The organism is Streptomyces sp. NRRL WC-3626 (genome assembly GCF_000718785.1).
GTDB lineage: Bacteria > Actinomycetota > Actinomycetes > Streptomycetales > Streptomycetaceae > Streptomyces > Streptomyces edwardsiae.
Genome location: NZ_JOCA01000029.1, coordinates 53,795 through 66,757, shown reverse-complemented (window position 1 = coordinate 66,757; position 12,963 = coordinate 53,795). Strand labels below are relative to the sequence as shown.

The window sequence follows — 12,963 nt, the reverse complement described above, 5'->3', positions numbered from 1 at the left end:
TGGTGGCGCTCCTTGGATTCGGTGGCCGACTTCCCGGGGGAGCCCTGGGTTTCGCAGGGCTCCCTCGTGAAACGGCGGCGCGTGGGGTCAACGTGCGAACTTCTCGATGGCCGCCGGGGTGACGGGCGTGAAGAAGTTGACGAGGTTGCCGTCGGGGTCACGCAGCAGCAGCGATCGGTTGCCCCAGGGCATCGTGGTGGGCCCTGCGACGAAGCCTGCGACGAAGCCGGTCAGGTTCCGGTGAACGCGGTCCACGTCGTCGACGAGGAACTCGATGATCACGCTGCGGTTGTCCGCCGGGCCGGCAGAGTCCGGGGCGAAGAGCGGGACCGTGCGGGTGCCGGCAATCGCGAGCGTGGCGCTCTCGGTCCTGAGTTCGGCGAAATCCTCGGTGGCCCAGGTCGCCCGCGCCCCCGTGATTCGCTCGTAGAAGCCGACGAGGCGCGCGACGTCGCTGGTGATGACGCGGATCGAGACGAAGTCCATGGGGAATCTCCTTGGCGGTGCGTGAGGCGTGCACGTCGCAGGCTACGAGTAATAGGGGACAGAATCGGTCCCGTATTCGCGTAGGCTGCGAACATGCCTCGACCCACAGGCCGCGTACTGACCCTCCTGGAGCTCCTGCAGTCGGGCGGCACCCGGACGGTCACCGAACTCGCCGGCCGGCTCGGCGTCGAAGGGCGCACCGTGCGCCGGTACGTAGGGCAGCTGATCGACCTCGACGTGCCCGTGGAATCGGTCCGCGGCCGCTACGGCGGCTACCGGCTCGCCCCCGGGTACCGCTTGCCTCCGCTGATGCTCAACGACGAGGAAGCGCTGGCCGTGCTGCTCGGCTTGGCCGTCGGCCGCCGGGCAGGGTTGACGACGACGCAGCACACGGCGAACGAGACGGCATCAGCCAAAATCCGGCGGGTGCTGCCCAAGCACATCGCCCGCCGGCTCGACACACTCCTGGACTCCCTCGCCTTCACGGATCAGCCCGGCGCGTTCGACACCCCGGACGCTGCGGTACTGCTCACGCTCGCCGATGCGGTGCGCCACCACCGGCCCGTCTCGATGCGCTACACCGACCGCGACGGACGGCGCAGCGAACGCACGCTGCACGCGTACGGGATCGTCGCCCATGAGAGCCGGTGGTACGTCACGGGCAAGGACGCCCTGATCGACGAGGAGCGGACCTTCCGGCTCGATCGCATCGCGGATGCCCGGACCCTGCCCGGCTCGTTCGAAGTTCCCGCGGGTTTCGATCCGGCGCAGCGCGTCGTGTCGGGGTTCGCCACAGCCGACTACCGGCATCAGGTGACGTTGCGGATCCACGGGACGGTCGAGCAGATCCGCGCCCGCCTTCCGGCCAGCGTCGCGAGCGTGGAAGACAACGAGCCCGCGTCCGACGAGAACCACGAAACCGAACGCTGGCTGCGCGTCGAACTGCGGGCGGAGCGGATCGACTGGTTGCCCGCGGTACTCGCCTCACTCGACCGGCCGTTCGTCATCGAACGCCCCGACGAACTCCGCACGCTCGTCACCGCGCTCGCCGAGCGCCTCACCTCGTACGCCCACCGATCCTGACCGGGAGACGTCCCGGCCGCACCGAGACCGACAGCATCCTCCAACGGGCCCCGTCATCGAATCCGCCCCACCAAGTCCTCCCCGACCAACGTAGGCGCTCGGCCTCCACCCGCCGCGTTGGAGAACCGTGGGCCGTCAGCCGGCGGCCGGCAGGTCCGGGCGCAGCTTGGTTCGAAGCTGCTGGAACGCGGTCGGGAACGGCCGTTGTGACAGGAAGGCGCTGATCTGCCGAGCGCAGTCCAGGGCGCCGGCTGTGCTCGTATCGCATTCGACGTCGTACAGGCCATGCGCATGGACGCGCCGGAACTGCCGCGCCGCGAGGCCCGCCGGACGGTCGCCGCGCGCCTGCTCACGCCGTTCAAGCTCCTCCAGCGAGCACCGCACACCGACCAGGACAACGTCCGCCGGACGAGAGAGCCCGAGGCAGTCCAGCAGCCGCCACTCCTCGCTCAACACATGATCCACCACGATGTCGTTGCCGGCCGCCGCCATCCCCGCGACCGCACGGTGATAGCCCATCCACGTGCGGCGAAGCACATCGGGCAGTTCCTCCGAGGAAACCTCCCTGCGCGAGCGCATCGCGTGGAAGGCATCCACGGGCATATGGAAGGACGGCTCGTCCAGGATCTGGAGCAGGGCCTTCGCGATGCTGGATTTACCCGAACTGGACGTCCCGTTCAAGAAGATGATCCGGCCACCGGCAGCCGGCGCCGCAGGAGCGGTACCGCGGTCAACAGCCTCGGCAGTTCCGTCACCACCGGCTCCGGACATTCGGCCTCCTCCACGATCACCGGTCGATTCTGATCATCCTCGCCCCGCGACAGCAGTGGAAACAAGCCGCCTTACGCCGACGTCCATGCCGAGCCCGACGACTACGTGGCAGCCGGTCCGCGTGTGGGTCGGGCGTAGCCCGGCACGCCGGATACTCTCCGGTGCGTCTTCCGTGACGGCGCGCGCCTGCACACAGTGATGGCGCAGGAACAGGAGCACTTCGGCCTGCTCCTCCGGGCCGTGGGCGTCGAACCACTCGATGCCCTGTGACATCGGGCGCAGGCCTTGGGCGAGTTCGTTGAGGATGATGTCTCGCTCGGTCATGATCAGCTCCCGCAGTCCAGCGAGGCGAAGACCTCAGCGGTCTCCTCCACGAAAGCACGGAGTTGCTTCACGGCCAGCCGACAGTACTGCGGGTCGAGAGCCGCCACGGCCCGGACCTCGAGCCATCGGTCCCAGGGGCCGCCCGGGGCGAGGAACCGTGTCGTGTACGCGGAGCCCAGGATCTCATCCAGGTGCAGGAGCGTTCCTAGGACGACTGCCTGGTCGTAGTCGAGGTCGGGACGGGACAAGTAGTGATCAAGGTATGCGCTGAGGAGTTCGGCATCCGCCGCACTGCCGAACTTCGCAAGGACGACGCAGTACGCCGCGCCCGCATACGGCCCCTCGCTGGCCAACAGGAGTCGGCCCACGAGGTCGCGGAACTCGGTCCTGTGGGCCACGGCAACCAGCCAGGCGGCGGTCTTGCGCTCCCGCCATCCACCCTCGAAGAGGATGCCCAGCTCTGCGGGAGTGATCTCGTGGGCAGCCTGCGCCAGATCCCGCACGAACGCGGAACGCTCGACCGGGTCCAGCCGCAGAAGGCCCCCGCCCAGCCGTAGGTAACGCCGGTCAGGCGTGACGAACCGCCGAACCAGATCCTGCAACTCCGGATCGCTCTGGACATGACGCATAGCCGCATCCTGGCCCGGGACGGTACGCATGTGCCACGGGTTTGTCGACGGCCTCGAGGGACCATACGTACGGGTTCAGAGAGGAGACCGGGCCGAACGAGATCGCACCGTGCCCGAGGTGGAAGCCGCCCGGGCGGCGGCGGACCGTGGGTCCGGGCCGGCATCCTGCAGACCTGCCCGCCCAGCGTCGCTCCCTGTCGGCCGCATCGTTGACCGGGTGAGGCGCCGGGCCGGGGAGAGGCCCGAAGCCACCGTGCTCGCGGACGGCTCGATTCGGCTAGGCGTCGCGCCTGTGCAGCAGCAGGCTGCCGACCAGCAACGCGGCCGCGGCCCACGTGGCGAGCACGCCCAGGCCGGCCCATGGGCCGATGGGCAGCTCGCGCAGATGGACGGTGGCTTGGACGGCGAGTCCGGCGGTCATGGGCGAGATCTGCTGGAGGTGGCGCTGCCACTCCGGGTCGTTGACCACCTGGGTGACGACCGGGAAGAGGTAGAGCAGTCCGAGCACGATCCCGATGGCGGTCGCCGCCTCCCGTACCGCCGTCGCCACACCGAGGCCGATCAGGGCGATCAGGACGAGGTAGAGGACCGAGCCCACGGCCGCGCGCAGGGTCGGGCCGTCGGTCGGGTGCAGCGGGGCATAGCCGTGCGCCTCGGTGAATCCGTTGCCTGGCAGGATGGAGCGGCCGACGAGGAGGGAGGCCAGGACGGCAACCGTCCCGGAGGCCAGGACGACCGTGGTGAGAACCGTCGCCTTGGCGGTCAGGACGGTGAGCCGGTTCGGCACCGCCGTGAACGTGGTGCGGATCATGCCGGTGCCGTACTCGCCGCTGACGGCCAGCACCGCGAAGACGGCGACGACCGCCTGCCCGACGGTGACGCCGGTCAGCGCAACCTTGACGGCGTCCTGGCCGCACCCCGCGTCCGGGCACTTCACGGCCTTGGCGGTGCCGCAGCCGACGGCCACGGTCAGTGCGACCGCGAGAAGGAGCAATCTGCCCATGTCTCCTACGGTGCGCAGCTTGGTCCACTCCGCATGCAGGGCGAGGCCGAAGTCCCCCCTCCACCCGCCGTCCGCCGTGCTCGTGAGTCGTGCACCGCTCAGGAGACTCATACGTCCCTCCCGCGCAGCCGCACCACGGCCAGACCGAGGGCGAGCGTGGCGTATCCGCACAGCACGGCGAGGCCGACCCATGGCGCCAGCGGGTAGTAGCCGGTCGACGGCTCGTACACGCTGAGCACCTGCGTGTACTGGGGCAGGGTCTGCTGGATGGAGAAGCCCGCAGCCGGGGTCACCCGCAGCAGCCACTCCGAGACGCCCGGGGGCAGTACGCCGGAGGTGGCGAGCAGGAAGGGCAGCACGATCGACGCGATGACCAGGGCGACAGCCGCGCCGCTGCGCCGCAGCAGGGCGCCGGCGCCGAGAGCGAGCACCGCGGCGGCCGCGCAGAGCAGCCCGGTGCCGACCATGACGCGCACTTCGGTCGCCGACGTGACGGGGAAGACATGAAAGCCCCTGCCACGCGCGCTGCGTTCCCCGAGGGGAACAGTGATCGCGGCGGCCACCAGACCCATGGCGAACGCGACACCCCCGGCCACCAACGCCTTGGCACCAAGCACCCGGCCCCGCAGGGGAGTTGCCGCCATGGTCGTGCGCAGCAAACCGCGCCGGTACTCGCCAGTGATGAACACCGTGGCCACGGCGATCACCACGATCAGTCCGGCGAAGGTGCCGACGAGGAAGTTCTCGGCGGAGAAGCCGACGCCCATGACGGGCCCGCCGACGACCGGTGCGATGTCACCGGCCCCGGTTACGGTGAACCCGCCGCCGTCGGTCTGGGTGAAGCCGCCCTCGCTGGTGTTCGTGTAGCTGCCGGAGGTGCCCGCGTCGCCGCCCACCTGTGTGCCGCTCCACGCCCCCTGGGACCAGTCGCCGGTGAGAGCGGGGCGGCCGAAGGTGCCGGTGGCCACGGCTGGGCTGAAGCCCGTGCCCGCCGCGGTGTCCTGTTTCGCCTGCGGTGACGTCGCGAAGAGCCCGGCCTGTACGGTGCGCGCAAGCCCCGGCACCTTGGCATGGCCGACCTTGGTCCAGTGGGAGCCGTCGGTAGAGGTGGAACCGGTGAGACGGTCACCGGAGCGGACCAGGCGCAGCCAGCGCGGGGAAGCCTGGGAGACCTCGCCGGGTGGGCCCGCCGTGTCGTGCGTGTAGTTGTACTGCATGCGCACGCCGTGGCCGCCGGTGGCCATGACCGCCGCGTACGGGGATCCCTGGGTGAGGTTCTCCTTCACGATGATCCCGGCCTTCGCCCAGGGCTGCGCACCCCGGGCCGTCCTGCCGGTCCCGGTGTCGGCCACGCCGGTCAGCGACCGCAGGTGAACGGTGAGGGCGCCGTCTCCGGTGAGCGTCTTGCGGACGAAGTAGAAGCTGTCGTTGACGGCCTCGCCGCCGGGGCCCTCCGGGTACGAGGCGGAGTGGGCCCCGCGACCGCCGGGGGCGGGGGCGGCCGTGCCGAGCAGGCCGACCACGATCGTCGCCAGGAGCGCCCCCGCCGTGGCGAGGACCCAGCCGCGTACCGTACGGAACTTCGTCCACTCGGCGTGCAGCGTCCTGAGGAACCCGCCCTGCCCGGCGCGCCCCGTGGCCGGGGGGCGCGAGGTGAGGGTGGCGGTCATCGCGTGGCCTCCCTCGCCGGGATGCCCCGGTACTCCACCGCGTCCCGGGTGAGCTTCATGTACGCCTCTTCGAGCGTCGCCCGATGCGCGGACACCTGGGAGAACGGCACCCCGTTCCGGGCGAGCAGGGCCACGATCTCCTCGTCGGGCAGGCCCGTAACGACGAGGGTGTCGGCGCCGGAGGCGAGAACGGTGGCGCCCGCGCCGTGCAGGACCTGGGCGGCGTACGCAGGCGCGGAGGTGCGCAGGGTGACCCGGCCGCCGGACGCCTCGGCGAGCAGTTCGGACACGCTGGTGTCCGCGACGACCCGGCCGCGGCCGATCACCACGAGATGGTCCGCGGTGTCTTCGAGTTCACTCATCAGGTGACTGGAGACCAGGACGGCGCGGCCTTGCCGGGCCAGCGACGACAGGAAGCCGCGCATCCACACGATGCCGTCGGGGTCGAGGCCGTTGAACGGCTCGTCCAGCATGACGACCGGCGGGTCACCGATCAGCGCCGCCGCGATCCCCAGGCGCTGGCGCATGCCCAGCGAGAAGCCGCCGGCCTTGCGCCGGGCCGCCGTGCCCAGGCCGGCCTGTTCGAGGATCTCGTCCACCCGCCGGGCCGGCACGCCCTGCGAGTGGGCCAGCCACAGCAGGTGGTTGCGGGCGGTGCGGCTCGGCTGCAGCGCGGAGGCGTCGAGCAGTGCCCCCAGATGCCGAAGCGGGCGACGCAGGGTGCGGTACGGCACACCGTCAACCAGGGCTTTTCCCTCCTCAGCCGCGTCGAGGCCCAGGATCACGCGCATGGTGGTGGACTTGCCCGCGCCGTTCGGGCCGACGAAGCCGGTCACCCGTCCGGGCCGCACGGTGAACGTCATCCCGTCCAGAGCCAGCTGTGGCCCGAAGCGTTTACGCAGACCGATGACCTCGATCGTCGCCTTCGTACTCTCATCGCTCATGGGCCCCACCCTGTGACGGCGCGAGTCACAGGAGCCGAACGGCCGCTGTCATCCCGCTGTTAGGCGCCTCGGCTTAGCCTGGCCTGGTACGTGTCCTGGCGGGGTGGCGAGAGGGGAGCATGCGGATGAAATGGGGCCCGCCCCGACGGCTCGCGGGCCTGACCGCCCGGCTCGGCCTGCGCCGTGGCACTGCCCGCACCCGCTTCACCGCCTTGTACGTGACTGCGTTCCTGCTGTCGGGAACGGCGCTGCTGGCCATCGCGGCCGTGGTGGCGTCCGGCGGATCGCGCTCCAGCCGGACCGCCCCCGATGGCGGCACCGGTCAGCCCGCCACGACGGCACAGGCCCAGGGCCGCATCGACGAGTTGGAGCAGCGGTTGGCCCAGGCGCACGACACCCAGTCCCGGCAGATCCTGATCGGCTCCGCCATCGCCCTCGGCGTCATGGCGGTGGTCTCGGTCGGCCTCGGCTGGCTCGTCGCCGGCCGGGTGCTGCGCCCGCTACGCGTGATGACGGCGGCAACCCGCCGGATCACCGCCGACAGCCTGCACGAACGCCTGGCCATGGGCGGCCGCGGTGACGAGGTGAAGGACCTCGCCGACACCATCGACGACCTCCTCGGCCGCCTGGAGCACTCCTTCGACGCCCAGCGCCTCTTCGTCGCCAACGCCTCCCACGAGCTGCGCACCCCTCTCACCACGATGCGGGCCTCCCTGGACGTGGCCCTCGCCAAGCCGGGCCCAGTACCCGCGACCACGGGCACGCTGGCCGCCCGGATGCGCGCCGAACTCGACCAGGTGGACCGGCTGCTGGAGAGCTTCCTCGTCCTGGCTCGCACTCAGCACGGCGAGTTCACCGACTCGGCGCGCCTCGCCCTCGGCCAACTCGCGCTGACCGCCCTGACCGGACGGGCGAAGGACATCGCGGCCAAGGGCCTGACGGTGCGTGAGAGCCGGATCGACGACTCCGCGTGGGTGCGGGGCAGCGGGACGCTGCTGCGCCGCATGGCCGACAACGTGGTCGACAACGCGATCGCGCACAACGACCCCGGGGGCTGGATCAGTGTCGCGGTCCGGGCCGAAGGAGACGACGCGGGCGCAGTGTCCCTCGTCGTCGAGTCCAGCGGACCGGCCCTCGACCAGCGGCGGGTGGCGGACCTCGCGCGGCCCTTCCGCCGCCTTGGCGCCGACCGGACCGGCACCGGCCAGGGCAGCGGCCTCGGCCTCTCCATCGTCGCGGCCATCACCCAGGCCCACCACGGCACCCTCGACCTGCGCGCCCGCCCCGACGGCGGCCTGTGCGTCACCGTCGCCCTCCCTCGCACGGACGGCAGGCCGACGGCGGAAGCCCCCGGCACAGAGACGAGCGCGGCGCGTTGAGAGTCCTGGTGGTCGAGGACGCCCGCCCCCTCGCCGAAGTCATCGCCGAGGGACTGCGCGACCAGGGCATGGCCGTGGACGTGGCCCACGACGGGCTCGACGCCGCGGCCAAGCTGGACGTCAACACGTACGACGTCGTCCTGCTCGACCGCGATCTGCCAGGCATCCACGGCGACACCCTCTGTCAGATGATCACCGAGCGGGACGGCCGCGAGATGGTCCTCATGCTGACCGCCGCCGCTTCACCCGGGGACCGCGTGCGCGGCCTGACCCTGGGCGCCGACGACTACCTCGCCAAACCCTTCCACTTTCCCGAACTCATCCTGCGCATCCGCGCCCTGGCACGCCGCCGCCCCGCCGCCCGGTCCCGCATCCTGCGCACGGCGGGCATCGAACTCGACCCGATACGCCGCACCGTCAGCCGCGACGGTCACCAACTCGACCTCTCCGTCAAGGAATTCGCGGTACTCGAAGCCCTCCTGAACGAGAGCCCCGCCTTCCTCAGCGCGGAGGACCTCCTCGAACAGGTGTGGGACGAACACGCCGACCCGTTCACCAACACCGTCACGGTGACCATCAGCCGCCTGCGACGCAAACTCGGAGACCCCCCGGTCATCACCACCACCCCCGGCGTGGGATATCGGATCATCGACACAGGCGCCCCGTCCGACTGAGCATGGCGCCGGACTCGCGGCCGCTCGGCGGCGAGGGCGATGCTGGCGTCATGGCCGCCGGCTACGGGATGGCGGCCGCCGATTTCGAGGTGCTGGGCCGGGGGCTGGTCAGAGCGCTAGCAGGTGATCGACTTGGTGGGGCCGGTCCTGCTGTCGGTGTTCTCCCCGTCCAGCCACACCCGCCAGGTCTGCGTACCGCTGCACTTGGTCGGAAGGGAAACGTTGCCGGAGCTGTCGCCGCTGGCGTCCCAGCCGTCGCTGTTCGCGGTGTACCAGATCCCCAGGACCTTGCGCTGAATCTTGATCTTCATGTCACCGCAGCCGCTGCCGGTCCAGGCACCGTAGCCGGTGACCCAGGAGTCCCCGGTGGAGGCGCCGGTCTTCAGCACATTGCCGGCCGTGATGCTGCAGGAGGCTGCGGCAGCCGGTGACCCTCCCGCGAGGACGAGTCCCCCGGCTATGACACCACCGAGCACAGCGGACACGCCCGGACCCAAGGGGCTTCATCCGGAATACGGATGGCGGATGCCAGGAGGGCACCGTGCGAGGGAGAGCACCGACCGCTTCACCGAAGACCAAGACGGCCGAGTCGTCCGTCCTGCCACCGCTCCCCCGGCTCAGTTGCCCCGCCAGATGTTGTCGAAGGCCGCCTGCTCGATGGTTTCACGTTGCCGCACGGCGGCCAGTTGTGTGACGGCGTCGTAGACGGTGCCCACGACGACGCCCTGGTCGTCGGTCAGTCCGGTGGACGGGGTGTCCGGCTGGTCGGTGACGCCCGCCGCGGCCGCCAGTCCGAGGAGGGCGGGCTCGCCGGTGCTCCAGCGCTCGGCTGCCAGGCGCAGCTCCGGGGCGTCCGGCGACGTCGGACTGGCCCGGCGGAACGGGTTGCGCCGGGGGCGGGCGGGTGCCACCAGCCCGTCCGCTTCGAGCGTGGCACGGTAGTGCGCGGCGAGGTCCCGGCCGCGGCGCCGCAGCCAGTCCCCCACGGTCTCGTACGGTTCCTGCCGCAGGAGCGCCGAGGCGGCCTCCCGCAACGAGCGGTCGTCGATCTCCGGCGGCGCGCCGGGCACGAGCCGGTCGCTCTCGAGGGTGACGGTGTGGGAGTCGATGAGGTCGATCAGTTCGGCTCCCGCCAGAGCGAGCGAGAGGTCCCCCTGTTCCACGCCGGGGTTGCTCTCCGGTCCGGCGGCAACGATCGCGAGGTCCCGGGCGGTGGTCATGTGCGGCTCCAGATGTGGCAGGGCGATCATGGCCGGCCGAGCCGTTCCGGCTCGGTGCGTCGGCCGGTGACCGAGCGGCGGAGGGGACCAGGGCATTCAACCACTCCCCCGACACGATAAGCACGCGTGGAGGGCGGGGCTCGTTGCGGGACCGCCGGGCCCCGACCGGTGTCCTCTCTGCGGGAGGGCCCGGCTCCACGCGGCATAGCATGTCCGGCATGGAGCTGCGTCAGGTGCGGTACTTCGTGGCGGTCGCCGAAGAGCTCAACTTCGGCCGGGCCGCCGAACGGCTCCTGATCGCCGGTCCGTCCCTGTCCCAGCAGATCAAGGCTCTGGAACGGGATCTCGGCGTGCGGCTGTTCGACCGCGACCGCTGCTCGGTGGCGCTCACCACCGCCGGTGCGGCGCTGCTTCCGCGTGCGCGTGCCCTGTTGGAACAGGCCGACGGCTTCCGGCACCAGGCACGCCGGTTGTCCGGTTCGGAGCCGATCCGACTCGGTTACGTCAACTGGGTCCCGGCGGACCTCCTCGCCCGCACGTCGTCCGTGGCGCAGGTGCACGTCGACGCGTGGGTGGCGCCCTCGCACACCCAGGCCGGGCGGGTCGCCGACGGGAGCCTGGACCTGGCCGTGTGCTGGGTGCGGACGGGGGATCTGGAGAGGCTCGGCCTGCGCTCCAGGCTCGTCGGCGCCGACCGGCTCCACGCCCTCGCGCCGGCGGGCGACACCGGTGATGTGGCGGCCCGGGACACCGTCGTCCTGCTGGACGACGACACCACCTCCTGGTCGTCGTGGAACGCGTACGCCGAGCGGTTGGCCCGGGACACGGGGGCACGCGCAATACGCATCTCCGACAACGGCATCACCGGGCCGGCGTTCTTCGACCACGTCCGCCGCACCGGCCGCCCGGTCGTCAACTCCCCGAAGGGACAGACCGCTTCGGTCCCTCCTGATCTGGTCCGGCGTCCCGTCGTGGCGCCCGAGATCCACTGGACCTGGTCGCTCGTGTGGCGTCGCAGCGACTCACGCCCCGAAGTCACCGGCGTGGTCGACGCCTTGTGCGACGACGTGGGAGACCTGGGCCTCGACGGACCCGACGCCTGGCTCCCCGACGGCGACCCGTACCGGCGCCGGCCGTCCGAGGCGCCATGATGTCGGCGTGGACTCCGCGTATGACGCTCCGTACCCCGTCCGGGCGCGGACGCGGAGTTCGGCGGCCTCTCGCTCCGGTCAGGTGGCGTGTCCGCCAGCCGGCCGGGAGGGGTGGGCACCGAGCAGCGCCAGGCAGTCGTCCCACAGCGCATCGAGCCGGGCCGGGTTGTTGTAGAGCTTCGCGAACAGCACCTGGCCCTCCAGTTGGGCCACCACCGAGCGGGCCGCGGCACGGGTGCCGGCGACCGAGACGGCTCCTTGCCGCAGCGCCTCGCTGATCACACCCTCGACCATGTCGACCTGGGCGTCGAAGATCTGCTGGAGGCGGCTCCGGATCGCGTCGGTCTGATTGCTCAGCTCCAGGGTGAGGTTGCCGAACATACAGCCGGAGACCGTGCCGCGGGCGGCCTGGCCGGCGCGCTGCGCGGCCTCGGTCTCCTCGAACAACCGCCGGAGCCGCTGCAACGGCACGTCATCGCTTCCGAGGACGCGTTCCCAGTCCCGCTGCTGAGCGGCCCAGTGTTCGTCGATCACGGCCAGCGCGAGGGTCTCTTTGGAGTCGAAGAAGTAGTAGAAACTGCCCTTGGGAACCCCGGCCGTCTTGCAGATCTCCGCCACACCCAGCGCGGAGTAGCCCCGCAGTTCGATGAGCGACCGCGCGGCGCCGAGGATCCTGCTTCCGGCATCACTCGTGCGCCCCATGCGTCGAGTATACGACCATTCGTCTATCACCTCGGAGGCGGAACAGCCCGGGCGGAGCGTCAGTCGAGCCTGGTCACCTGGTAGTGGGTGAGGTACCACCGGGCACCGTCGCGCTTGAGGACGACGCTGAGGGTGACATGAATGCCCGGCTTGTCGGTGAAGGTGAAGTCGACCGCGAGATACCCGAGGAGAACGCCGTCCGCGAGGCTCCGGGTTTCGAGCAACGAGTACTCGGCCGCCAGCCCGCGGGGCTGGGAGTCGTAGTACCGGGCGACGCCTTCGCGGCCGACGCTGTAGGGATGGAGTCCCTGGAAGATGGCGTCCTCGGTGAAGAGCGCCGCGGCCTTCTCCGGTTCGTGCGCGTCGACCGCGGACTTCCACTGGTCCATGACGCCGCGTACGACGGCTTCCTGCTCCGCTGTTCCGTTCATCGCCGAGTCCTCTCGCTGACGTGCGACACCGGTCGCGCCTGGCGATCGGCGTTCGTGGTGAAGGATGGGCGGGTCCATGGGTTCGGCCCGCTTGCCGGTCACGGCCGGGGTGGAGATCACGCGGTGGGGGCGGCAGGCCCCGGGTCGTTGGGGTGCGGCTGTACGGCGGTCACGTCGGCGGTCATCCAAGGCCACAGGGGCAGGCTGCCGATGACGTTCTCGCGCAGGTCCGCCTCGTCCTCCGCGCGCCACAGACCGATGCTGTGACGCTCGCCCACCGGCCGCCACAACCGAACGAGGTGACCGCTGCCGGCCAGTTCCTTCGCCCGGACCGACTCGGCCGCGCGACGCCGGTCGACCTCGGCGGGGTCCGTCCCCTGCGGCACGGTCGTGGTGAGTACGACCAAGAACTCGTCCATCGTGTTCCTCCTGAGTGAGTGGGTCCATGGTCGGCCGGTCGTCGCCGGACGGCGAGGGGTATCGGGTCGCACGCTCC

16 protein-coding genes are annotated in these 12,963 nt (G+C 71.0%); 4 read left to right on the top strand and 12 right to left on the bottom strand.

Annotated features, from left to right (window positions below):
• Positions 1–87: 87 nt before the first annotated feature.
• Positions 88–486, bottom strand: a complete 399-nt coding sequence (locus IF28_RS0132410) for a VOC family protein (protein ID WP_030227989.1) — start codon at positions 484–486, stop codon at positions 88–90.
• 93 nt (positions 487–579) lie between these two features.
• Here IF28_RS0132410 and IF28_RS0132405 point away from each other — a divergent pair, with 93 nt between their 5' ends.
• Positions 580–1,569, top strand: a complete 990-nt coding sequence (locus IF28_RS0132405) for a helix-turn-helix transcriptional regulator (RefSeq protein WP_030227985.1) — start codon at positions 580–582, stop codon at positions 1,567–1,569.
• Positions 1,570–1,704: 135 nt separating this feature from the next.
• Here the strand turns inward: IF28_RS0132405 and IF28_RS0132400 are convergent, their stop codons facing one another.
• The 6 genes from IF28_RS0132400 to IF28_RS0132375 form a co-directional block, all read right to left on the bottom strand.
• On the bottom strand, positions 1,705–2,340 hold the full coding sequence (locus tag IF28_RS0132400) for a chloramphenicol phosphotransferase CPT family protein (protein ID WP_030227983.1): 636 nt from the start codon (positions 2,338–2,340) through the stop codon (positions 1,705–1,707).
• A gap of 33 nt (positions 2,341–2,373) precedes the next feature.
• Complete coding sequence (locus IF28_RS0132395) at positions 2,374–2,664, bottom strand: DUF5958 family protein (protein ID WP_234325392.1); 291 nt, start codon at positions 2,662–2,664, stop codon at positions 2,374–2,376.
• Positions 2,665–2,666: 2 nt separating this feature from the next.
• The gene (locus IF28_RS0132390) at positions 2,667–3,293 is read right to left on the bottom strand and encodes a DUF6000 family protein (RefSeq protein WP_030227976.1); all 627 of its coding nucleotides are present in this window, start codon (positions 3,291–3,293) and stop codon (positions 2,667–2,669) included.
• Positions 3,294–3,570: 277 nt separating this feature from the next.
• Positions 3,571–4,296 carry an ABC transporter permease subunit gene (locus tag IF28_RS0132385; RefSeq protein ID WP_051713962.1) on the bottom strand — a complete coding sequence of 242 codons (726 nt, stop codon included), beginning with the start codon at positions 4,294–4,296 and terminating at the stop codon, positions 3,571–3,573.
• Between the two features lie 107 nt (positions 4,297–4,403).
• Positions 4,404–5,966: an ABC transporter permease subunit gene (locus IF28_RS0132380; RefSeq protein ID WP_030227968.1), complete on the bottom strand. Its 1,563-nt coding sequence runs from the start codon at positions 5,964–5,966 to the stop codon at positions 4,404–4,406.
• A complete protein-coding gene (locus IF28_RS0132375) occupies positions 5,963–6,910 on the bottom strand; it encodes an ABC transporter ATP-binding protein (RefSeq protein WP_030227965.1) in 948 nt (315 codons plus the stop codon). The genes IF28_RS0132380 and IF28_RS0132375 overlap by 4 nt, the downstream gene beginning before the upstream one ends.
• A gap of 125 nt (positions 6,911–7,035) precedes the next feature.
• On the opposite strand from IF28_RS0132375, the gene IF28_RS0132370 reads away from it, so the two are divergent.
• Both IF28_RS0132370 and IF28_RS0132365 read left to right on the top strand, forming a co-directional pair.
• Positions 7,036–8,289, top strand: coding sequence for a sensor histidine kinase (locus IF28_RS0132370; RefSeq protein ID WP_234325391.1), 1,254 nt, complete (start codon positions 7,036–7,038; stop codon positions 8,287–8,289).
• On the top strand, positions 8,286–8,963 hold the full coding sequence (locus tag IF28_RS0132365) for a response regulator transcription factor (RefSeq protein WP_199809069.1): 678 nt from the start codon (positions 8,286–8,288) through the stop codon (positions 8,961–8,963). Before IF28_RS0132370 ends, IF28_RS0132365 begins: the two co-directional genes overlap by 4 nt.
• A 116-nt stretch (positions 8,964–9,079) precedes the next feature.
• Here the strand turns inward: IF28_RS0132365 and IF28_RS0132360 are convergent, their stop codons facing one another.
• Together IF28_RS0132360 and IF28_RS0132355 are read right to left on the bottom strand one after the other, a co-directional pair.
• Entirely contained in the window at positions 9,080–9,448 is a 369-nt protein-coding gene (locus IF28_RS0132360; RefSeq protein ID WP_158713733.1) for a hypothetical protein, read from the bottom strand.
• Between the two features lie 132 nt (positions 9,449–9,580).
• On the bottom strand, positions 9,581–10,183 hold the full coding sequence (locus IF28_RS0132355; protein ID WP_030227955.1) for a GPP34 family phosphoprotein: 603 nt from the start codon (positions 10,181–10,183) through the stop codon (positions 9,581–9,583).
• A gap of 209 nt (positions 10,184–10,392) precedes the next feature.
• On the opposite strand from IF28_RS0132355, the gene IF28_RS0132350 reads away from it, so the two are divergent.
• Positions 10,393–11,334 carry a LysR family transcriptional regulator gene (locus IF28_RS0132350; protein ID WP_030227953.1) on the top strand — a complete coding sequence of 314 codons (942 nt, stop codon included), beginning with the start codon at positions 10,393–10,395 and terminating at the stop codon, positions 11,332–11,334.
• Between the two features lie 78 nt (positions 11,335–11,412).
• Here the strand turns inward: IF28_RS0132350 and IF28_RS0132345 are convergent, their stop codons facing one another.
• The 3 genes from IF28_RS0132345 to IF28_RS0132335 all read right to left on the bottom strand — a co-directional run bounded on the left by IF28_RS0132345 (position 11,413) and on the right by IF28_RS0132335 (position 12,886).
• A complete protein-coding gene (locus IF28_RS0132345) occupies positions 11,413–12,036 on the bottom strand; it encodes a TetR/AcrR family transcriptional regulator (RefSeq protein WP_030227951.1) in 624 nt (207 codons plus the stop codon).
• A gap of 59 nt (positions 12,037–12,095) precedes the next feature.
• Positions 12,096–12,467 (bottom strand): SgcJ/EcaC family oxidoreductase, encoded by a 372-nt coding sequence (locus tag IF28_RS0132340; RefSeq protein WP_030227949.1) that lies wholly within the window; start codon positions 12,465–12,467, stop codon positions 12,096–12,098.
• A 116-nt stretch (positions 12,468–12,583) separates the two neighbouring features.
• Complete coding sequence (locus IF28_RS0132335; RefSeq protein ID WP_030227947.1) at positions 12,584–12,886, bottom strand: muconolactone Delta-isomerase family protein; 303 nt, start codon at positions 12,884–12,886, stop codon at positions 12,584–12,586.
• Between the last annotated feature and the right edge of the window lie 77 nt (positions 12,887–12,963).

Coding starts and splice junctions, on each gene's coding strand:
- IF28_RS0132340 (WP_030227949.1), bottom strand. CDS start 12,467: ATGAACGGAACAGCGGAGCAGGAAGCCGTCGTACGCGGCGTCATGGAC.
- IF28_RS0132355 (WP_030227955.1), bottom strand. CDS start 10,183: ATGACCACCGCCCGGGACCTCGCGATCGTTGCCGCCGGACCGGAGAGC.
- IF28_RS0132405 (WP_030227985.1), top strand. CDS start 580: ATGCCTCGACCCACAGGCCGCGTACTGACCCTCCTGGAGCTCCTGCAG.
- IF28_RS0132350 (WP_030227953.1), top strand. CDS start 10,393: ATGTCCGGCATGGAGCTGCGTCAGGTGCGGTACTTCGTGGCGGTCGCC.
- IF28_RS0132385 (WP_051713962.1), bottom strand. CDS start 4,296: ATGGGCAGATTGCTCCTTCTCGCGGTCGCACTGACCGTGGCCGTCGGC.
- IF28_RS0132370 (WP_234325391.1), top strand. CDS start 7,036: ATGAAATGGGGCCCGCCCCGACGGCTCGCGGGCCTGACCGCCCGGCTC.
- IF28_RS0132410 (WP_030227989.1), bottom strand. CDS start 486: ATGGACTTCGTCTCGATCCGCGTCATCACCAGCGACGTCGCGCGCCTC.
- IF28_RS0132380 (WP_030227968.1), bottom strand. CDS start 5,966: ATGACCGCCACCCTCACCTCGCGCCCCCCGGCCACGGGGCGCGCCGGG.
- IF28_RS0132345 (WP_030227951.1), bottom strand. CDS start 12,036: ATGGGGCGCACGAGTGATGCCGGAAGCAGGATCCTCGGCGCCGCGCGG.
- IF28_RS0132400 (WP_030227983.1), bottom strand. CDS start 2,340: ATGTCCGGAGCCGGTGGTGACGGAACTGCCGAGGCTGTTGACCGCGGT.
- IF28_RS0132335 (WP_030227947.1), bottom strand. CDS start 12,886: ATGGACGAGTTCTTGGTCGTACTCACCACGACCGTGCCGCAGGGGACG.
- IF28_RS0132390 (WP_030227976.1), bottom strand. CDS start 3,293: ATGCGTCATGTCCAGAGCGATCCGGAGTTGCAGGATCTGGTTCGGCGG.
- IF28_RS0132395 (WP_234325392.1), bottom strand. CDS start 2,664: ATGACCGAGCGAGACATCATCCTCAACGAACTCGCCCAAGGCCTGCGC.
- IF28_RS0132375 (WP_030227965.1), bottom strand. CDS start 6,910: ATGAGCGATGAGAGTACGAAGGCGACGATCGAGGTCATCGGTCTGCGT.